Raw genomic sequence first — 20800 nt, 5'->3', positions numbered from 1 at the left:
TGCTACCGTCCCGGCCCCCGTCCGTCCCCGATTCTCTCCGCTCCGCCGACCCGCCCCGCCGCCCGTGACGCTGTTGGTTGAAGAGGTGACGAAGTCCTACCCGGACCCCGCCGGCGGACCGCCGACGCGGATCCTGGACGTGCCCCGCTACCAGTTGGCGAAGGCCGAACAGGCCGTGCTGCTGGGCGCCAGCGGCGGCGGGAAGACCACGCTGCTGAACGTGATCGCCGGCCTGACCGCCCCGGACTCCGGCCGGGTGGAGATCGGCGGGGTGAACCTCACGGCGCTGCCGGAGGCCTCCCGCGACCGCTTCCGGGCCCAGCGGATCGGCTACGTCTTCCAGACGTTCCACCTGCTCTCGGCCTTCACGGCGCTGGAGAACGTGCTGCTGGGCATGAGCTTCACCGGCCAGACCGCCGACCGGCACGCCGCCGCGGCGCTGCTGGAGCGGGTCGGCCTCTCCCACCGGGCGGGCAACAAGCCGTCGCAGCTGTCGGTGGGCGAACGCCAGCGAGTCGCCGTGGCCCGGGCGCTGGCCGGCGAGCCGATGCTGATGCTCGCGGACGAACCGACCGCCAACGTGGACGTCGCCCACCGCGACGCCGTACTCGACCTGATCCGCGAAACCTGCTCCGAACGCGGCGTCGCCCTGCTGCTGGTCACCCACGACCGCGAGGCCGCCGCCCGCTTCGACCGCGTGGAGGAGCTGGCGTCTATTAATCAGGTGGTGGCGAGGCAGGGGGGAGGAGGAAGGAGGGATGAGGGGGAGAGCCCGCCCGTTTCCTAAAGGTCCGCCGCCGGCCCCCTCCCTCCTTCCTCATCACACCTCCCTGCGTTATGTCTCCCTTCGCTATTGCCTTTAAGAGCGTGAAAGACCGCGCCCTGGTCACGGGGCTGACGGCGCTGTCCGTCGCGCTGGGCACGATGCTGGTCGTCGCGGTGCTGAGCACCTCCGCGGTGGTCGATAAAGCGCTCTCCAAACCGGCGACCCCCTTCGACCTGATCCTCGGTCCGAAGGGCAGCGATCTGCAACTGGTCCTGACCACGCTGTACCGCATGCCGGCCCCGATCGAGCCGCTGCCCTACCCGTATTACCAACAACTCAAAGAGGACCCGCGGGTGGCCGAGGCGGTCCCGATCGCCTTCGGCGACACCACCCAAAAGGGCGGGTTCCCGATCGTCGCCACCATCGGCCGGTTCTTTCAGGCGGGGGTGAACCGCGACGAACCCTTCCGCCTGACCGAGGGCAGCCGCGGGTTCGGCGGGGAGAGCGGCTTCGAGGCGATCATCGGCTCCGAGGTCGCCCGGGCCAACAACTGGGACGTGGGCGATACTTTTAAACTGGTCCACGGCGGGGCGGACGATCCCAACGCCCACGTTCATCATGAATTGTTCGAGATCGTCGGCGTCTTATTGCCGACCGGCACGGCGAACGATCAGACGGCCTTCGTGCAGCTCAACGGGTTCTACGCCGTCAGCGGGCACGACAAGCCCCTCAGCGAAGGCGTGAACCGCTGGCGAGCCCTGCGGGGCCTGCCGGAGTTGGAGGGCGAGGAACTCAAAGAGGCCGTCCGGGAGGCGAACGTCCCCGGCGTCGGCGGCACGCCCGATTTGCAGAAGGAGGTCTCCGCGATCTTCGTCAACGTGAAGGGCGACCGGGAGGCGAACATGATGGTCCCGGTGTTCGCCGCGGACGTCAACGAGGGCTTCCAGGCCGCCGCCGTGAACCCCGCCGGCCCGGTCGCCCGGCTGCGGCAGACCTTCCTCGCCCCGGCCCAGGCCGTGCTGGTGGCCCTCAGCGCCTTGGTGGTGGTCGTCGCGGGGGTGGGCATCTTCGTCAGCCTCTACACCACGCTGTCGGAGCGGCTCACGGAGGTCGCCGTGCTGCGGGCGCTGGGGGCCCAGCGGTCCACCGTCTTCGCCGTCGTGCTGTTGGAGGCGGCCGTCGTCACCCTGCTGGGCGGCCTGCTCGGCTTCCTGCTCGGCCACGCCCTGACGTTCGCCGTGCTGCCCTTCCTGCCGCCCGGCCTGACGATCGACCCGTGGGCGGTGCGGTGGGAGGAACTCTGGCTCCTGCCCGGCCTCGCGGTCCTCGCCGCCCTCGCCGGTCTGCTGCCCGCCTCCCGGGCCTATTCGGCGGACGTGACGAAGTATTTAAACTGAACGGACTGCGGCCGGCTCAGTCGACCAGCGTGGTGATCACGCCGTCGGCCAGGTCGACGGCGAACAGCGCCCGCGCCTTCGGATCGACGACAAGCAGCCGGGGCGGGTCCGCGGTTCCGTCGAAGCAGACGTCCGTCGGCCCGACCAGCGGCGCCCCGGCGGCGAGCTGCGTCGGCGCCGCGAATCCGCCGTCCTCCGTCGGCGCCAGCCGCCAGACGCAGCCGGCGGCGTTGTCCGCAACGTACAGCGCTCCGTCCGGCCCCAGCGCCGCCCCCTGCGGCGACCGGAACGGCCGCCCGCTCACGGCGACGGTGTGCGTCCACGACCCGTCCGCGGCGGGGGCGAGGCGGCGGACGGGCTTCGTCTCGGAGGTGACCGCCAGCAGGCCGCCGTCCGCCGTGAGGCACAGCCCCCGTATGCCGGGGAGCCGGGCGATCGCCGTCGCCGGTCCCCCGGGCGGGATGCGATAGACCCGCTGCGATTCCAGGTCCGCGGCGAACACCGTCCCGTCCGCCGCCGCGACGAGGGCCGACGGCACGCCGATCCGGCCGACGTCCTCCCCGGAGATCAGCGGTTCCGCCGCCGGTGCGTGGGCGGTCGGGTCGAGCCGATAAATCGTCCGCGTCGCCGAGTCCCCGACCAGCACGGCCCCGCCCGGAAACGCCCGCGACGGCGGCGCGAACGCCACGCACCGCGGGGCGTTCAACCCCGTGCGGAAGGTCCGGCCGCCCGTCTTGAACACCGTCGTTCGAACCGGTCCGCTGTCGGCCGTCGTCACCCGCCACACCCCCGGCAATCGGCGGTCGGCGAGATAAACGGTTCCGTCGTCCGCGACCGCGCAGGCCAGCGGGGATTGCAGTCGAACGTCCCCCCCATCCGCCGCCGGAACGAGCAGCACGAGGCTGAGGAGGGCGAACGTCACCGCCTCGCCCCGGCTTGCTCACGACCGGAAACGCCGTCCCGCATCGCCCGCCAGAAGCCGCGGGCGTCCGCCGGGCGGGTTTGATACTCCTGCAAATAGTTCCGCAGTTCCGGCGTGTCGGGGAACGCTTCGTCCGGCGGGGGCGGGTAGCGGGTCATCGCGGCGTGCGGCAGCGGTTCGACCGTTTGGCCGTGGACCGTGTGCAGGTTGGCGTCTTTGTCGTAGCCGATCGAGCTGATCACGAAGTCCCGCGTCCAACCCTTCGGCAACGACGGGGCCGTGAAGGAGAGGGCGATTTCGTCCCCGCTGGCAAGCACCGCCTGCCGGTCGTCCGCCGCGGTCAATAACTCCCGCACGTCGCCGAAGCGGGTGAACGGCCCCGCCATCGGCGGCCACAGCGGCGTGCGGGTGACGCCTTGATAATCGAATTGATCCGGCCCGTGTCCGCTTGCCGGCCAACGCCGCGCGGAGAAGCCGCGATATCGCAGGTCCGCGGAGGTGAGTTCGGCCGTCGTCGTCCGCACCTCCACGTTCCCCGGCGCGCACCAGGCGGCCCGGTCCCAGTAAAGTTCCTGCGTCCCGCTCAGCCGCACGCGGCGGCTGTCAGTCGGAAACGCCGGCAGGGGCAGGGCGATCGTCTTCGTCTTCCCCCCCGGGAACCCGGCGTTCGGCAGGACCGTCTCCCAGCCGTCGGCCGTCTCCAGCGCCAGCGTCGGCGGCCGCGGGCCGGCGAGGTCCGGGTTCTGCGACAGGGCGACGTTGAGCCCGGTGTCCGTGGGGAACGTCCAGCCGGTCAGCAACAACACCGCCCCCACCCGCGGCGCCCCGGCGAGGTCCAGCTCTAAGGTCCACGGCTCCGTATAGCCCTGCGTTCGCTTCGCCCGAAACGGACGCAGGTAGTCCTCGTCCCGGGTGCGGATCGTTTCCAGCACGTCCCGCCAGGTGCCCGGTTCCTCGCCGGATCGCACCCGGGCGGCAGCGGGTTCGTGGAGCGTCTCGGCGGCGTAGATCCGCGGCTCGACCAACTCCGACGGGCCGACCTTCTCGTTGGTGAACACGTGCGTGCCCGGCGGGTGATCGACGCAGGTGAGTTCAATTTGGTCGAAATAATCCGCCTCCCACAACTCGCAGGTCACCCGCAATTCATAACGGCCGTCGCGGGGCTGGAGGGCGGCGCCGTCGATTTTGACGTGTTCCCAGGCCCGGGTGGGGGCGAACACCCCCTCGGCGAGCTGCAGCCCGATCGGGGCTGCCCAGCAGAGGTCCGTGGCGAAGACGAACCGCTTCCCGTTCCAGGTATACAGGTACGGGCAGGAACCGCCGAGCTTCTGCGGGTGGCAGAGCGGCCCGCCGGTCGGCTCGCGGACGACCTCCGGGATGCCGTTGGTCCAGAGCACCCGCAGCGCCTCCCCGGCCGGCACGGCGTCGTTCGGTCTGTTCCCTTTCGGCCCCAATCCGAAATGGGTGACGGCGTCCCGCACAACCGCCGGTTGATAAACCGGCCCCCGCCGCAGTTCCAAGAGGCTGCCCAGGCCGACGTGGTTCACGCGTTTCGGGGCGGTGCCGTCGTTGTCGAACTCCGCCAGCAGGGCGACTTGCAGGGAGGCGTTCGTGTCCCCGCCGCTGTTCTCCCACAGGGCGAGCCGGCCGCCGGTCAGGACGACGAGATCGAGGTCCCCGTCCCCGTCCAGATCGCGGGGCAGGGCCTCGTCCATCGGTCCCTTCGCCGACGGCAGGCGGTCGGAGACGTTCTCCCAGCCGCCGGGCGTATTTCTCAGCAGCCACACGCCGTCCGGCCCCCAGGCGAGCAGGTCCACGCGGCCGTCGTTGTCGTGATCGACCGCCCGGAGGCGGGTCGCCGGAAGCTCCGCGATCGTCCGCGGTTCGCCCCACGTCACCCGGCCGGGGGCGGGGGTGACGGAGGGATGCAGCCGCACGCGCTTCCCGTCCGCGACGGCGAGGTCCCAACTGGCGTTGCCGTCGACGTCCAATAATTCCAACCCCAGCGGGCCGCCGGCGGGGGCGATGCGGGCCCGAAACTCCCCGTGCCGCAGGTTCTCCCACATCCCGACCGGCGCCCCCTCGCCGGCCGCGCCCCAGAGCAGATCAAGGTCCACGTCGCGGTCGAGATCCACGGCCAGCACGTCCGCCGCCGCGAAGGCCCCGCCGCCGAGGTCGGAGCGGCCGGTGCGGTCCTCGAACGTGAGGTTCCCGCGGTTGAACCAGAGCGACGGCCCCGCCTCGCTTAACACGGCCAGATCGAGGTCCCCCTCCTGATCGAGGTCCGCCGCCGCGACATGGGCGACGTCCGAAAGCGCATTCAACACGGCCTGATCCGCGACGGGCGCGAGCGTGCGGACGCCGTCCGGCGGCAGGCGGTTCTCCAACACCAGCACGCCGCCGGGGCCCCAGAGGACGAGATCCGGGTCCGCCGTATGACAGGCGACCGCCGGGCCGTCCCGCCCGGCGGCGGCGGCCGGGGCGGCGTCGCTGTCGAGGTCGAGATCTGCGGCGAGGAGCCCAACGTACCGGCCGACGCGCTCGGTCGGCAGGTCGTACCGCAGCGTCTCCGCCCACGGGCCGCCGTCGGTTCGGGAGAACGCGAGCACGGCGTCCGCGGTGAGCACGATCAGTTCGTCCTGGCCGAGCAGGTCGAGGTTCGCCGCCGTGACGGCCCGCACGTCCTTCACCTCCGGCGCCGCGGCCGGACCGGCGAAGGGGGCGTATCGCACCGGGATCGCCGCGGCGTCCGGCGTGCGGGACAGGCCGGCGGCGTCGTAGAAGCTCGCCGGGAGGTCCGCGATCAAAAAGTCCAGCGGGTGCCGCTGCACGGCGAGGCGGTCGCTCCGCACGATCTCTTCCGCCCGCAATATGTTGAAGAGCAACGTCGCGTTGCGGCGGGCGGCCTCCCAATCGCCGGCCTCCGCGGCGGTCCGGCCGGCGTCGATCAGCGGCAGCACGTCCCCGTTCTGCCGCAGGGCGAAGCCGTTGGCGTAGGGGGCGACCTGCTGTCGGAGGGCGGCGAACGCCTCCGGGGCGATCGGGCTTTCCGCCTCCGCGGCAACGCGGACGGCGTTGAGCAGGATCCAGACGTTGTCCGGTTCCAGCCGCCGCGCGTCCCCCAGCGCCGCGATCGCGGCCGCCTTACGGTCGGCGTCCCGGCTGTCGCCGAAGGCTTCGTAGAGCAGAAACGGTCCCCAGCCCCCGTCGGCCCGGCCGGCGGTTCCCTGCAGGGCCTCGAACCAGGCGGCGTCGTTCCCCGCGGCCGCCGCGAGTCGGCTCGCCAGATAGAACCCCGCCGGGGCTCCGGGGGCCTGTTCCTTGAGCGCCGCGACCGCCGTCTCCGCCCGGGAGAACCAAGCCGCCCGGTCGTCCGGCGGGACGGCGCTGCCGGATTCCGCATCGACCGCCAGCACGGCGCCGACCGCCCGGTTGCGGACCGCCGCGGCGGTCGCCCCCGTCGGCAGCGGTTCGTCGAGCAATTCGTCCAGCAACGCCCCCGCCGCGGCCGGATCGCCGGCCTCCAGGGCGGCGACCGCGGCGTTATGAACCTGCACCAGCCGGGCGGCCTCCGCCGGCTCCGGAGTTCGCGGCCCGCCGAACAGCCAGACGACCGCGACGCCCCCGACGACGATCAGCAGCCCGGCGCCCCCCAGTGCGAGGGCGGGAAAGAACGGTCGGCGGCGGGGCGGGGCGGTCACCGCCGCACGGTGCCGGAGCCGGGCCGGGCTGTCCAACGGCGACTGTTCAATCCGCGGCGGTCGCGAAAAGATGACGCGGTGAAGGCGTCGTTTCCCCGCTGCCCGGCCGTGATCCTGACGCTCGGGCTGTGCGCCGCCTGCGCGACGCTCGGGTGCGGCGAGAAACCGGCGGAGCGGCGTGACGAATCGGTCCCGCCGACCCGCTCCGCATCGCCGCGGCCGACCCCCGAGGGGGCGAGAACGCGGCCCGGCCCGCCGGCGTTCTCGGACGCGACGGACGCCGCCGGCCTGCGCTTCACCCGCTTCGACGGCCGCACGCCCGACGCCGACGGCCGGATCGCCGGCGGGCGGCGGATGTTCGAATGGACCGGCGGCGGGGTCGTGGCGTTCGACTACGACCTCGACGGCCGGCCCGATCTATTCTTCCCCCAGGGCTGCGAATGGAACGGCGGAAACGTCCCGCCGAGCAGCGAGCCGAACCCCGCCGCCCCCGCTGACCGCCGCGGCCGGCTGTTCCGCAACGTGGACGGCGAGCGGTTCGAGGACGTCACCGACGCCGCCGGGTTGGTCCTCACCGGCTACGGGCAGGGCGCCGCGGCGGGCGATTACGACGGCGACGGCTTCCCGGACCTGTTCGTCTGCCACGTCGGAGCGAACCGTCTGCTGCGGAACGAGGGCGACGGGACCTTCACCGACGTGACGACCTCCGCCGGTCTCACCCCGCACCCGGACGGCACGGACTGGACCGTCTCCGCCGCGATCGCCGACCTCAACGGCGACGGCCTGCCGGACATTTACGAGGCGAATTACCTCACCGGCCGGGACGTCTATACGAAGGTCTGCCGAACCGGCGACGACCCGCCGCGGACGTGCAGCCCGAACGGCTTTCCCGCCGCGGCGGACCGGCTGTGGCTCAATCTCGGGACCGGTCGCTTCGCCGAGGTTACTGATGTCGCCGGCCTCGCCGTCGGCCCGGGACTGGGCGTGCTGGTCTCCGACCTTGACGGCCGCCCCGGCAACGAGATTTACGTCGCCAACGATCAGCGGCCCAATCACCTCTACGTCCGCGAGAACCCCGCCCCCGGCGGGGCTCCGCGGTTCCGAGAGGTCGCCGTGACCGCCGGCGTGGCAACCAGCGGGGCGGGGGAGAGCGAAGCCGGCATGGGCCTCGCCGCCGCCGACCTCAACGCCGACGGCCGCCCGGATCTGTTCGTGACGAACTTCGAGGGGGAGTCGAACACGCTGTATCAATCCCTCTCCGGCGCCGGGTCGCTGCTTTATGAAGACGTCACCCGCCGGGCGGGGCTGTTCGAGCCGGGTTACGAAACGCTCGGCTTCGGGGCGGCATTCCTCGATCACGACGCCGACGGCGACGAAGATCTAATTTACGTCAACGGCCACATCGATGACTTCACGCACCGCGGCTCTCCGCTGTTCATGCGGCCGGCGCTCATGCAGAACGTCGGTAACGGCCGGTTCGGCCCGGTCCCCTCCGCGGCCGCCGGGACGTTTTTCGACACGCCCGCCCTCGGCCGCGGTCTGGCCCGCCTGGACTGGAACGGCGACGGCCGCGCGGAGTGCGTCGTCACGCAATTGAACGGCCACGCGGTTCTTTTGAAAAACGATACGACCACCGGCACAACGGTCTCGCTGCGACTGGTCGGCACGACGGGCGACCGCGACGCCGTCGGCGCCGCCGTGACCGTGACGGCCCCGACCTCTGACGGGATGCCGAGCGGTCCCCGCACCCAGTGGATCACCGCCGGCGACGGCTATCTGAGCGGCGACGAGAAGCGCCTCACGTTCGGCCTCGGCGCCACCTTGCCGGGCGCTCCATTAGAAGTCACCGTCCGCTGGCCGGGCGGGGCGACGGAGCGATTCGCCGGCGTGACGGCCGGCGGGCGGTTCCTGCTAGTTCAGGGGGCGGGATCGACCGTGTTAAAGAGCCCGTGAACCACGGCCGCCTCGTGAGTCGCCGGCGCCCCGAAGGCGGGGAGCAGCGTGCTCGCATATGAACGGACGCGACACTCCCCCGGGCCGTCCGCCGGCTGCGACGAGGTGGTGATTCCGTCGATAACGAGCGGCTTACCGACGGCGTCGATCGAGAGAAACGTGTCATGTTGTGTGACGTTCTCGACCGGTTCCCGCCCGCCGGGGGCGGCGACCCAGCCGTCAATGACGACTTCGCTGTAGCCGACTTGGAAGAACCAGTGGTCTCTCCTCCTCCAAACCTTCCCCGAGAGGGTGCGGGTCCGGGCGCCATCGACGACGCGGGTGGAGAACGTCCCGTCGGCGGCGACGGCGGCCTCCAGTGATTCAGTCGTCACCGTCGGGGCGGCGTCCCCGACGGTGACCGTCTCCCGGACTTCCCATCAAAAACTGGCAGGCGGCGGATCGACGACGAGCAGCAGGGCGAGGGCGAACATCGGTCCGCCTTAGCAGCGAACCCTCCAAGCGGTCAATTCGCCCTCTATTGCCGCTACGGTGTCGCCCAGGCCCCGGTCTCGTCGCTGGTCCGCAGGGCTTCGATCACCCGCAGGTTGGCGACGGCGTCCGTCAGCGGGGTGGGGACGGGCGCGTCCTCTAAAATTGCCCGGCCGAAGGCCTCCGCCTGGAGGGTGTATTGATCGGCGACGGGCAGGTCCTCCCGGGTCGGCTCTCCGTACTCGCCGCCCTGGCCGGATTGGAGATGCAGGATGCAGGGGCAGTCCGGCGGGGCGTTGAAGGGGATCTCGAGTTCGACCCGGCCCTCCGTGCCGAAGGCGTTGACCCGCTGGTACGGCACGAGTTGCGTCGAACAGGTGAAGCTCGAGGTGCCGCGGCCGAAGTCCAGGACGCCGTCGGCGCGGCGGTCGGTCTTATAGTCGGGGTCGGATTCGATGCGGCCGAGCACGCGGTCCGGCTCCGCCCCGAACAGCCAGCGGGAGAGGGAAATCTGGTAGCAGCCGATGTCCATCAACGCCCCGCCGCCCTTGGCCGGGTCGTTGCGGATATCGTCGGCGTTCCGGTTGTAATAACTGAAGAACGACTGGATCGACTTCAATTCGCCGATCGCCCCGCCGTCGATCAGCTCCTTGAATCGCACCCACTGGGGGTGGAGGCGGTACATGAAGGCTTCCATCACCTTCAATTCCGGATACGCCGCGGCGGCGTCGACGAGGGTTTGGGCCTCGTCCGCCGACAACGCCAGCGGTTTCTCGCAGAGCACGTGCTTGCCGGCCTCCAGCGCCTTGAGCGACCAAGGCACGTGAGCGTCGTTCGGCAGGGGGATATAGACCGCGTCGACGTTCTCGTCCGCCAAGAGCTCCTCGTAGCTGCCGTGGACGCGGGCGATGCCGAGGTCGGCGGCGGCCCGTTCGGCGGCGTCCCGCCGGCGGCTGGCGATCGCGACGACCTCCGCGTTCGCCGCCCGCTTCGTCGCCGGGATCACTTTATTCACGGCGATGCGGGCGGCGCCGAGAATGCCCCAGCGGATTTTTTGAGCGGACGTTTCAGACATCGATTCGAATTGAAAAAGAGAACGGCGCAAACGACGACGCCGCTCCGGCTCTCGGGGAGGCCGAAACGGCGTCGGTCGAATTCAAGACTACTCGGTGATGATCTGCTTCACGGTGGCGCCGCTGGGGATCATCGGGAGCACGTGCTCCTGGTAGGGGCAGATCACGTCCAGCAGGTACGGGCCCTTCGCCTCAAGCATTTTGTCGAGGGCGGCGGGCAATTCGCTCTTCTTGCGGACCTGGGCGGCCTCCACGCCGAAGCCGCGGGCGATCTGCACGAAGTTGGGATAGGTCTCGCCCTGGGTGTCGCCGGTGCCCTTGCCGAACCACTCCGGGTTGTCGATCGGGCCGAGGTAGGTGTGGGCCCGACGGCCCTCCATGAAGCGGTCCTCCCACTGCACCACCATGCCGAGGTGCTGGTTGTTGAGCAGCAGGATTTTGACCGGCAGCTTCTCGCAGGTGAGGGTCGCCAACTCCTGGACGTTCATTAGGAAGCTGCCGTCGCCGTCGATGTCGATGACGAGTTCGTCCGGCAGCGCGGCGGCGGCGCCCATCGCGGCGGGCAGGCCGAAGCCCATCGTGCCCAGGCCGGAGCTGCTGAGCCAGTGCCGCGGCTTGGCGAACTTGAAGAACTGGGCGCTCCACATCTGATGCTGGCCCACGCCGACGGCGACGTAGGGGTTCAGCTTCTTGGTCCGCTCGTAGAGCGTCTTGATAGCGTGCTGCTGGAGGATCGCCTCGGTGTCGCCGCCGGGGCCGGATTCGGCGTAGGTCAGCGGGTGCTCGCGCTTCCACTCGGCGATCTGCTCCCGCCAGGCGGCCACGTCCGGGGCGTCGGCGGGGTCGAAGGCGGCGTTGAGGGCGTCCAGCGTTTTGCCCAGGTCCGCGTGGACCGGGATGTGGGCCTCTTTATTTTTATGAATCTCCGCCGGGTCGATGTCGACGTGGACGATCTTGCCGTGGCGGGCGAACTCCTCCAGCTTGCCGGTCACGCGGTCGTCGAACCGCACGCCGAAGGCGAGCAGCAGGTCGGCCTCGTTGACGGCGTAGTTGGCCGGGACGGTCCCGTGCATCCCGAGCATGTGCAGGTTCTGCTCGTGCTCCCCGGGGAAGCTGCCGATGCCCATGACCGTGGTGGTCACGGGGATGCCGGTCTTCAGGGCGAAGCTGGTCAGGGCCTCGCTGGAGCCGCTGGTCACGCAGCCGCCGCCGACGTAAATGACCGGCTTCTTGCTGCGTTTGATCGCGGCGAGGATCTGTTTGACCTGGGCCGGTTTCGGCTCGTTGACGACCGGATTGTAGCCGGGCAGGTCCAGGGCCGGATCGTGATCGACCTCCTCGGCGTCGAGGGCGGCCAGCTGCACGTCCTTCGGGAAGTCGATCAGCACCGGGCCGGGCCGGCCGGTGCGGGCGATGTGGAAGGCTTCTTTGACGACGCGGGCCACGTCCCGCACGTCGGTCAGCATGTAGGCGTGCTTGGTGATCGCCCGCGAGATCTCCACCATGGGAGTCTCTTGGAAGGCGTCGCTGCCGATCACGGCCTGCGGCACCTGCCCGGTGATCGCGACCATCGGCACGCTGTCCAACTTGGCGTCGGCCAGAGCGGTGACGAGGTTCGTCGCCCCCGGGCCGCTGGTCGCCATGCACACGCCGACTTCGCCGGTCACCCGGGCCACGCCCTGGGCCGCGAACCCGCCGCCCTGCTCGTGCCGGGGCAGGATCGTGCGAAGTTCGTCCTGGGCCGCCAGCAACGCCTGGTGCAGGGGCATGCTCGCCCCGCCGGGGTAGGCGAAGATGTTCTTGACGCCCTGTTTGACCAGCCCGGCGACGAGGATCTCGGCCCCGTTGAGGGACTTCTTGGCGGCGGGCTTGCCGGATTCGACGGCGACGCCGGCCGCGTGCGAGGCGGGGGGCGCGGCGGGGGCGGCGGTGGACAAGGGAAAACTCGGGGCGGGGAGAAACGCGGACGCCGGCCGACGGATCGCGGCGCGCGGGGGGAACCGGCGGGCGAGACGGCGGGCGGGGGAACGTCGGGGCGAGGCCGGGGCGGTGCGACCGTCGGACGATCCTGCAGTGTACCACCCCGCCGGGACCTCCTGTACCCGACCGACGCCCCCCGGACCCGGTTCGGCCCGTTTCGGTTCCCCCAACCGTCCGCAACGGCTCCTCCGACGCCGCACGATCGCGGCCTTACAGCCCGGTCTCCGGGGCGTTTTCCACAACCGCCCGGCTCAGGCTACGGCGTTCCCCGATAGACGGGAGGATGGGGGTCTAGGCAGGATGGGCAATCTTGGTCGCGGCAGTGCCGCTGCCGACGCCTCAATCCGACGCCGCTTCGTCCCCCGCCTCGCTTCGACGCTCATGCTTCGCCCCGTCCTCGCCGCCGCGTTGCTCGCCGGCGGCGCTCTTCCCGCCGCCGCCCAATTTGCAAGCCCGCCCGGCGTCCCGATCCGGTCCTACGCCCGGCCCTACGGCGCCCCGGCGTACGGCGCCCCCGCGTACCGGACTCCCGGCACGTCCGAGCGGATCGTCCCCGGCTCCGTCCGCGTGCTGTCCGGGCCGATCGGTTCCGCCCCGGTCGCCGCGCAGCCGGTGCGCTCCGCGGCGCCGGCCGTTCGCCCCGCCGCCCCGGCCCGTCCGGCGTCGCCGACGGGCACGTTTGTCGAGTCCTCGGAGGGCCCGGCGGCGCTGGTCTCCCCGGACGGCTCCAAAGTGTGGGGCTATAGCCCGTCGCGGGGCGAACTGACGCCGCTGCCGGTCGACGTGCCGGAGGAGGAACGCGGCCGCGTGAACCCCACGGTGGGCTCCGGCGTGATGATGCTGAAAGTCGGCGGCCGCGTGTACGCCTACGGCGGGGACTCCGGCGAGTGGGGCTCCCACGAACTGGGCGAACGCGGCAAGTCCTCCCGGCCGGTGGTCCACGGCGACCTCGCCGCGATCCGCGTGGACGGCGGCGTGTACGCCTACAGCGCCGCCGCCGGGACCGGCGGCTTCCTCCCGCTGGAGGAGGCCGACGCGGACGCCGCTCTGTCCGTCGCCTCCCGGTACCTGACGGTGCGGTCGGAGCGGGGCTTCGCGGCCTTCTCCGCCGCCGCCGGCAAGTGGAGCCGCGTCGCCTACCCCCAGCCGGGCGCCCCGGCCGAGGAGGAAGCCCCCGTCGCCGACGCCGAACCCTCCGTCAAACCGGAAGCCGTCGCCGCCCCCGCGATGACCGCCGCCACGGCCGAAGCGGAGCAGGCCGAAACGGAGCAGGCCGCGGAGGCCGCCGCCGCCAAGGCGCAGGCCGAGGCCGAGCAGGCCGAGCAGGCCCGGGCCGCCGCGATGGCCGCCGAGGCCAAGGCCAGGGAGGAGGCCGAGCGGGCCAAGGCGGCCGAAGCCGCCAAGCAAAAGGCGATGGCGGAGAAAAAGGCCGCCGAGAAGGCCAAGGAGGAGGCCGAGGCCCGCAAGAAGGCCGAAGACGAAGCCAAGCGGAAAGCCGAGGCGGAGCAGGCCGCCAAGGAGCAGGCGATGGCGGAGCAGAAGGCCGCCGAAAAGGCCAAGCAGGAAGCCGAAGCCAAGGCCGCCGCCGAGAAGGCCGCTGCGGAAAAGGCGGACGCCGAGGCCGAGCCGCAGATGGCCGAGGAGGAGACCCCCGAGCCGCCGCAAGCCGAGGCCGAAGACGCTCCCCCGGCCGCCGAGCAGGCCGCCGAGCAGGCCGACGAGAAGGCCGCCGAGGAGACGCCGGCTGAGGACGCCGAGGACGCGGACGCCGCGAAAGAGGACGCGGAAGAAGAGGACGCCGCGGAGGACGACGGCTCCGAGGACGAAGCGGCCGACGAGGAGTAAGTCCGACGGCCGGTTCCGTCACCCGGTCGGTCGGGCGGCGGGCGCTGCGGTCGTCGTCGGCCGGGCCGGCCGGCGACCCCGGGCGAGGGCCGGTTCGAGCAGCAGGGCGGCGAGCGCCGCCGCCCACATCCACGCCGACAGCGATTGCGGTTCCGCGATCGCCGTCGGCGTGTTCGTTTGCGGGGCGGCCGTTTCGGGCAGCAGGGCCGGCCGCGGGTCGGCCTCCGCCGGCGGGGCGTTCACCGCGACCCAGCGGCCGGGGGCGTCGGCCGCGCCCGGCGCCTCCTCGGACTCGGGACCGATTCGATAGAACCCCGGTTCGCCGGTTTGGGTGAAGCGGGCGACGCCGTCGACCACGGCGGCCAGTCGTTCCTCCCCGTCCGGCCGCTGTACGCGGACCGCCTGGGCGAAGCGCCCGGCGGGGAAGGCCGCCGTCAGCGGGGCGCCCGTCGTCACGGCCGCCGGGACCGGGGGGAGCGCCGCGAAGGCCGTCAGGCCGCGGACCAGCGGGACGAAGCTCGCCCCCGCGACCGGCCACGGCCCGCCCCAGGCGGCATCGGCGGAGGTCGCCAACACCGCCGCCCGCCCGCCCGCCGGACCGGTCGCCGTCAGGACCGCCGGGGCGACGAGGTTCCCGCTCTCGTCGGCGAACCGGGCGAGAACCCGCAGCGACCACGCCCCCGCCGGCGGCGTCGACTCTCGCTCCAGCCGACGAAAGCCGACGATCAGCCCGCCCCGCACCCCGCTCACCTCGCTGAGCCGGGCCGCCAGTTCGGCGCCCGCCCCGTCCCCGGCGTTCGGTTCGAACTCGAACGTGTATCCGGTCGCGTCGGCGTCGGTCGGGTCGTCCGCCCCGACGGTCTGTCCGACGGTCACGCCGCCCAACGGGCCGGCGAACAGCGCCCGCAGGTCGGCCGGGTCGTCGGTCGGGCGGAGGGCGACGAACGCCCCGCCGCCGCCCGCCAGAAACGCCCGCACCGCCGCGGCGGCGTCCGGCGGCGGGGCGCCGGCGAGGGCGACGGCGTCGAACCCCGTCAGGTCCCGCGTCGGCAGGGCGTCGAAGGGGATGCGCTCCACCGCAAACGTCTCCGCGTCCGCGGCGAGCGCCTGCTCCAAATAGAACCCCGGGTCGCCCGCCGGCCCCGCGGCGCCCAGGGCCGGGTCCGCCGCGACCGCCACCCGCAGCCGGTCCCGCACCGGGATCACGGCGAACCGCGACGCCAACGCCGGCGGCCCCGGTTCGCCCTCCAGCCGGGCCTCCACCCGGGCCGGCCCGGCGGCTTCGAATCTCACCGGCAGCGTCGCCGTCGTCTCGACCGGGGCGAGGTCCTCCGCCGCGGTCGCCGGCAGCGGGGCCCGGCCGACGAACTGCTCGTTGACGAAGAAGGCGATCGCCCCCGCCGGCCGCGAGCCGAAGGAGCGTACGGTCGCGGTCAGTTCCGCCGGCGCCCCGACGCGGGGGCGGGCGTCCAGCCGCGGGTCCGGGTCGCCGGCGCTCGCGGCCAGGAGGACGATCGCCCGGCCCGGCGGCCCGGCGCCGGACGGGCCGAGCCACCGCACCGGGTTCGCCCCCCGTCCGGCGGCCCGCAGGCGTTCGACCGCCGCCGCGACCGCCGGACCGTCCCAGTCCGCGGCGGCCCGGTCCGTCAGGAGGGCGACGTCGGCGGCGGGGAAGCGGTCGGCCTGGGCGTCCAGCGCCGCCGCGGCGGCGGCGAGGGCGGCGGGGGCGTCCCCCGCGGCGGGCCGCGATTCCGCGGCGGCGACGCTCCGGCGAAACTCCGCCGCCCCGACCGGCCCCAGCGTCCGCGGCGGCCCGGTCAACGGATCGGCCTGCGCCGTTCTCGCCAGGACGAACCGGTCCGCCGGCGCGGCGGCCTCGGCGAGGGCGAACGCCGCCCGCCGCAGTGCGGCGAAGGCCGTTCCGTCGCCGCGGGGCCGGGCCGTGGAGAGGGAGTCGTCCAGCACCACGACGTGCAACGCCGGCGGATCGTCGGCGGCGGGGCCTACGGCGCCGTTCCCCCAGCCGACCGCCCGCGGCCCCGCCGCCGCGAGCGCCGCCAGCGCCAACGCCAGCGTGCGGACCGCCAGCACGAGCCGGTCCCGCAGTTCCGACCGCCGTCGGGCCGGGGTGACGGCGGTGAGGAAACGCATCGCCGCCCACGGCTCCACCGGCGCCCACCGCCCGACGAGCCAATGAATCGCCGCCGGCGCCGCCGCGAGCGCCAACAGGGACAACAACGCCGGGTGGGCGAAACTCACGGGGCGGGGGCGGAGATGAGCGGAGACGCCTGCCAGCATAACGCCCCGCGCACCGCGGCGGACGCCCCGGATCGCACGGCGAACGCCTCGGGGCAGACCGTTTCGTCAGGCATCCCCCGCCAGGATCGAAGGGGCCGAATTCTCGTCGCCCGGGTCTGCGCCCCCGGCCGCGGCGTCGCTCCCGAAGGCGGCGTCGGAGCGGAGGGGGCGGACGCGGAGGGAGCGGAGCTCGATCCGGTTCGTCCCGTTGGGGGAGCGGTCGAATTCCAGCGTCACGCCGCCCGCGGGCGTCAGTTGGGGAAGCGTCGCCTCCGCGACCGGCACGCCGTTGACGCGGACGGCGACGTCCGACCCGACGACGCGGATGGTCATCACGTCCCAGCCCGCCGGCTCGCCGTTCCCGGATCGGGCGGCGCGGGCGCGGGCGAGCGTCGGCTCGTCCACGTGGCGTCGGATCTGCTCGCCGGACTGGCGCCAGTATTCGATCGAGCCGAGCGGCGCGTAGGAGCCGTCGAGTTGAACGGTCGCCTTGGCCTCGCGCGTGGGCGACCGCCGCACGTTGAGGCTCTTCCGTCCCGGCCCGGCCGTGCGGGCGACGAGCCGCAGCTCGTGATCGCTGAACGACGCGGCGAACCGCAGCCGCCGCCAGGGGGCTTCGCCGGCGTCGTCCGGGCGGATCGCGCCGACGAGCACGCCGTCCACGACGGCAAAGTTCTCCCGGTGCCCCTTCCAGTCGGCGAGGTCGCGGCCGTTGAACAGGGAAATCCAACCGTCCGCGTCGACCGCGTCGACCGCGTCGAGGATCGGTTCCTCCGGCGGATCGGGGGCGGGCAGGGAGACGGGGGGCAGCTTCGTCGTTTCCGCGGGCGTGGGCCCGCCCGGGGGACGGAGCACGAACGCCGCCGCGGCCAGAAGAGCGACCGCCGCGACCGCCGCAAGCGTGCGGCGGGGGGAACGGGACCTTCGGGCCGCCGCGGCGCCCGAGAGGTGGGTCGCCAACGCCTCCCGCACCTCGTGCATGGAGCCGTAGCGTGCCGCGGGGTCGCGGGCGGTCATGCGGCGCCAGATCGCGTCCAGCTCCGGGGGCAGCTCGGGCCGCAGCTCCCGGGGCGGGGGCGGTTCGCGGATGAGGGTCTGGCTGATCACCTCGACGGCGGAGCCTTGGAAGGGCAGGCGGCCGGTGAGCAGTTCGTAGAACATCACGCCGAGGGCGTAGACGTCCGACCGGGCGCCGACGTGCTCCTGATCCCCGAGCATCTGCTCCGGGCTCATGTAGGCCGGGGTGCCGAGCGCCTCGCCCTCCCGGGTGACCCGGGCGTCGGCGCCCTCGCGGCAGGCGAGGCCGAAGTCCGTGATCAGCAGGCGGCCGCGGTCGTTCCGCATCACGTTCGCCGGCTTCAGATCGCGGTGAATCACGCCGCGGTCGTGGGCGTGGGCCATGGCGTCGGCCAGTTCGAGGACCAACTCGGTCGCCTCCCGCACGGGGCGGGGGCCGTCGATCAGGTCCCGCAGACTGCCGCCGGCGAGGTGGGGCATCGTGAGGTACTGCCGGCCGGCCGCTTCCCCGACGTCGTAAATCGGGCAGATCGCGGGGTGATCCAGGGCGGCGGCGGCGCGGGCTTCGCGGAGGAATCGCGTCGCCTGGCGCGTCCCGACGGCGACGGGCGCCTTCAGGGCCACGCGGCGTTCCAGCTTGCAATCCCAGGCGAGGAAGACCGCTCCCATTCCGCCCCGGCCGAGGGGGCGTTCAATCCGGTAGCGGCCGAACGCCAGCGGACGGCGGTCGGGATCGTCGGCGGGCGGGGGCGGGAAGAAGTCGGTCGCCGCGGGGAGCGACCGCGGCGCCCCGGCGGGCCGGTCGCCGTCGCCGGCGAGCGTGGCGTCCCGTTCCAGCGGAATGGTTTCCCGGGCGTCCCCCGGCGGGCCGGCGACCGGCCCGGGGTTCGCGACCGTCGTGTCCCGGGCGCCCGGTTCGGTGAGAGCGCCGGCCGCTCGGTCCGGACGCGCAGCGGCTTCGAGACGGCGGCGGGTCATGACGCGGCGGGAACGACGGGGCAGGCGACGCGAACCGAAGCATACCGCCCCGGGCAGACCCCGTTCAGTCCCCGGGCCGCCGGGCGGATCGTGGGGCGTCGGGCTCATCGGGGGGCTCTCTCCCCGCCCGGCCGGCCCTGTTCGTCGAGGGGGAGCAGGCGGATCGACCGCACTTTCATGGCGGTCGGTTGGCTGGACCTCGAGACGACGCGCAGCGCGACGTGCCCGACGCGGGGGAGCGTGGGGTCGATCTGTCGATCGATCGGCACGCCGTTGCGGAAGGAGGAGACGTCGTCGCCGACCGCGCGAATCTCCAGCACGTCCCACCCCTCCGGCTCGCCGTTGTCGGCCATGGCCTCGTAGGCGCGGATCGCGTTCGCCGCGGAGGTGGAGGAGGGGCCGGGGCGGCCGTCCATCCGCCGGAGCTTCCCGGCCATGCTGGTGCGGTAACCGTTGAAGGTGTGGGCCATGACGCCGCGGTCCCCGTCCTCGGGCCTCGACCGACAGAGGACGCCGGCGAAGTACCAGGCCTCGGATTGGTGCACCACGCGGATCAAAGCGCTCCCGAACAGCCCCTCGTGCCGCAGAAAGCTTTCGCGGTCCCCGCCCTCCTGGCCCGGACGGCCCGTCAGGACGCCGTCCTCCACCGCCCAGACCGCCTCCTCGCCGATCCAGCCGTCGAGGCTCTCGCCGTCGAACAGGTCGATCCACCCCTCGTCCGGTCCGGTCGGAGCGTCGCTCGACGCCGCCCGCTCGGCAGCGGCTGCGGCGGCTGCGGCGGCTGCGGCGGCTGCTTCGGGAGCGGCGGCTTCGGGGCCCGACACGGCGGCGAGGGAGACGGGCCCGCCGCCCTCTGCGTCGTCGCCCGGCGCCGGGGCGCCGCCCGCCAGCCCGGGAAGCCAGACCGTCGCGGCCCCCGCCAGCGCCAGCGCCGCGACCGCCGCCGACCCCCAGAACAGGCGGCGCCCCCGGGACCGCCCGCCGGCGGCGCTCCGCCCCCGCAGCGCGGAGGCGGCCGGCTCCGGCTCGTCGCGCGGAGCGGGGGGAAGGTCCTCCGGCGGACGCCCCCCGACCCGCGTTTCAATCCCGCCGGTCTCGGCGAAGCCGGCCAGGGCGGCCTGCACCTCGCGCATACTTTGGAAGCGGACCGACCGATCCCGGGCCACCATGCGGCGCCAGACGGCCTCCAACGCCTCGGGAACGGGGGGCAGATCCGGGTTCTCCTCGGCCCGCACCGCGCCGGGGGGGCGGGGGTCTTCGCTGTAGGCCTTCGCGATCACCGCGGAGGGCGTGCCCTCGAAGGGGGGGCGCCCGCTCAGCAGGCCGTAGAGGATCACCCCGAGCGCATAGATGTCCGTCTGCGGACCGATCGCGTCCTGATCGCCGACGATCTGCTCCGGGCTCATGTAGGCCGGGGTCCCCAGTGTGCTGCCGGTTTTCGTAATGCGGCTGCCGCCGTCATCGCCGGAGACGAGGCGGGCGAGGCCGAAGTCGGTCACGGCCGGCTCGCCGATCTCGTCCAACAGGACGTTGCCGGGCTTCAGGTCCCGGTGGATCACGCCGTGCTCGTGGGCGTGGGCCATCGCGTCGGCCAGCCGGCCGACCAGTCGCACCGCGGCGCCGATCGGCTGCGGTCCTTGAAGCGCGTCCTGCAGCGTGCGGCCCGGCACATAGGCCATCGTGAGGAACATCCGTCCGTCCTCCAGGCCGGCGTCGTACACCGGGCAGAGGTGCGGGTGCCGCACGGCGGCGGCGGCCCGGGCCTCCGTGAGGAACCGCTGCGCCAACTGCGGGTTCGCCGCGGCCTCCTCGGAGGGCGCCTTCAGGGCAACCTCCCGGTTCAGCCGCACGTCCCGGGCGAGGTAGACCGTGCCCATTCCGCCGCGGCCCAGTTCCCGCTCGATCCGGTAGCGGCCGAAGGCGAGCAGGCCCTCGTTGAACGGCCCCGCCGCGGCGGGCGGGCCCCCCAACGGGCCCCCGGCCGAGCCGTCCGGGGGAACGTTCTCTGACGGCGCACGCTCGGCGGAATCCTTCGGGGCAGGGGGGAGCCGCGTTGTTTCACCGTGCGGCCGAGTGGCGTTCGGGTCCGCGGGGGGGGCGTCCCCGGGCAGGTCGCCGACCGTGTCGCCGGAGTCGGCCTGTGTGCGGGACGCTTCGGAATCCTCGGGGGAGCGTCCGGGGTCGCGGGTCATCAAATAACGAGACTGGACGGTCTGGAGAACGCGAATTGAAAGCGTACCTGGGCGACGAACGTTCCACACCGCCCGCGGGGTGCGGGAACCCGCCCCCCGCGGGCGGGCGCGATCGTTCGGGGGCTGAGACGAACCCTCTCCCCCCCAAGCGGCAAACGCGGACCGAACGGCCCCACGCCCTTCGCTGAGTCGCCGCGGCGCGGGCGT

General features: G+C 73.0%; 12 protein-coding genes. 4 read left to right on the top strand and 8 right to left on the bottom strand.

What is annotated here, in order from left to right; genetic code table 11:
• The first annotated feature begins 64 nt into the window (after window positions 1–64).
• Together ACG2DA_RS07085 and ACG2DA_RS07080 are read left to right on the top strand one after the other, a co-directional pair.
• Window positions 65–787, top strand: a complete 723-nt coding sequence (locus ACG2DA_RS07085) for an ABC transporter ATP-binding protein (RefSeq protein ID WP_395254803.1) — start codon at window positions 65–67, stop codon at window positions 785–787.
• A gap of 80 nt (window positions 788–867) precedes the next feature.
• Complete coding sequence (locus tag ACG2DA_RS07080) at window positions 868–2163, top strand: FtsX-like permease family protein (protein ID WP_395254802.1); 1296 nt, start codon at window positions 868–870, stop codon at window positions 2161–2163.
• A 16-nt stretch (window positions 2164–2179) separates the two neighbouring features.
• On the opposite strand, the gene ACG2DA_RS07075 is transcribed toward ACG2DA_RS07080, so the two are convergent.
• Together ACG2DA_RS07075 and ACG2DA_RS07070 are read right to left on the bottom strand one after the other, a co-directional pair.
• The gene (locus ACG2DA_RS07075; RefSeq protein WP_395254800.1) at window positions 2180–3085 is read right to left on the bottom strand and encodes a hypothetical protein; all 906 of its coding nucleotides are present in this window, start codon (window positions 3083–3085) and stop codon (window positions 2180–2182) included.
• Window positions 3082–6786, bottom strand: a complete 3705-nt coding sequence (locus ACG2DA_RS07070; protein ID WP_395254799.1) for an FG-GAP repeat domain-containing protein — start codon at window positions 6784–6786, stop codon at window positions 3082–3084. Before ACG2DA_RS07070 ends, ACG2DA_RS07075 begins: the two co-directional genes overlap by 4 nt.
• Window positions 6787–6864: 78 nt before the next feature.
• Here ACG2DA_RS07070 and ACG2DA_RS07065 point away from each other — a divergent pair, with 78 nt between their 5' ends.
• The gene (locus ACG2DA_RS07065) at window positions 6865–8739 is read left to right on the top strand and encodes a CRTAC1 family protein (protein WP_395254798.1); all 1875 of its coding nucleotides are present in this window, start codon (window positions 6865–6867) and stop codon (window positions 8737–8739) included.
• Here the strand turns inward: ACG2DA_RS07065 and ACG2DA_RS07060 are convergent.
• From ACG2DA_RS07060 to ilvB, 3 genes are all read right to left on the bottom strand, one after another.
• Window positions 8703–9113, bottom strand: a complete 411-nt coding sequence (locus ACG2DA_RS07060) for a hypothetical protein (RefSeq protein ID WP_395254797.1) — start codon at window positions 9111–9113, stop codon at window positions 8703–8705. The genes ACG2DA_RS07065 and ACG2DA_RS07060 overlap by 37 nt on opposite strands.
• A 152-nt stretch (window positions 9114–9265) precedes the next feature.
• Window positions 9266–10285, bottom strand: a complete 1020-nt coding sequence (locus ACG2DA_RS07055) for a Gfo/Idh/MocA family protein (RefSeq protein WP_395254796.1) — start codon at window positions 10283–10285, stop codon at window positions 9266–9268.
• Between the two features lie 87 nt (window positions 10286–10372).
• Window positions 10373–12220 (bottom strand): biosynthetic-type acetolactate synthase large subunit, encoded by a 1848-nt coding sequence (gene ilvB, locus ACG2DA_RS07050; RefSeq protein WP_395254795.1) that lies wholly within the window; start codon window positions 12218–12220, stop codon window positions 10373–10375.
• A 424-nt stretch (window positions 12221–12644) separates the two neighbouring features.
• Between ilvB and ACG2DA_RS07045 the strand changes: the two genes are divergently transcribed.
• A complete protein-coding gene (locus ACG2DA_RS07045; RefSeq protein ID WP_395254794.1) occupies window positions 12645–14108 on the top strand; it encodes a hypothetical protein in 1464 nt (487 codons plus the stop codon).
• An 18-nt stretch (window positions 14109–14126) separates the two neighbouring features.
• On the opposite strand, the gene ACG2DA_RS07040 is transcribed toward ACG2DA_RS07045, so the two are convergent.
• From ACG2DA_RS07040 to ACG2DA_RS07030, 3 genes are all read right to left on the bottom strand, one after another.
• Window positions 14127–16367, bottom strand: coding sequence for a BatA domain-containing protein (locus tag ACG2DA_RS07040; protein WP_395254793.1), 2241 nt, complete (start codon window positions 16365–16367; stop codon window positions 14127–14129).
• A 105-nt stretch (window positions 16368–16472) separates the two neighbouring features.
• A complete protein-coding gene (locus tag ACG2DA_RS07035; protein WP_395254792.1) occupies window positions 16473–18401 on the bottom strand; it encodes a protein kinase in 1929 nt (642 codons plus the stop codon).
• A 104-nt stretch (window positions 18402–18505) separates the two neighbouring features.
• Window positions 18506–20371: a protein kinase gene (locus tag ACG2DA_RS07030; RefSeq protein ID WP_395254791.1), complete on the bottom strand. Its 1866-nt coding sequence runs from the start codon at window positions 20369–20371 to the stop codon at window positions 18506–18508.
• Between the last annotated feature and the right edge of the window lie 429 nt (window positions 20372–20800).

Source organism: Alienimonas sp. DA493, assembly GCF_043951915.1.
Taxonomy (GTDB): Bacteria; Planctomycetota; Planctomycetia; order Planctomycetales; family Planctomycetaceae; genus Alienimonas.
Note: the sequence above shows the minus strand (reverse complement) of the source record. Positions and strands in the feature narration are given on the sequence as shown.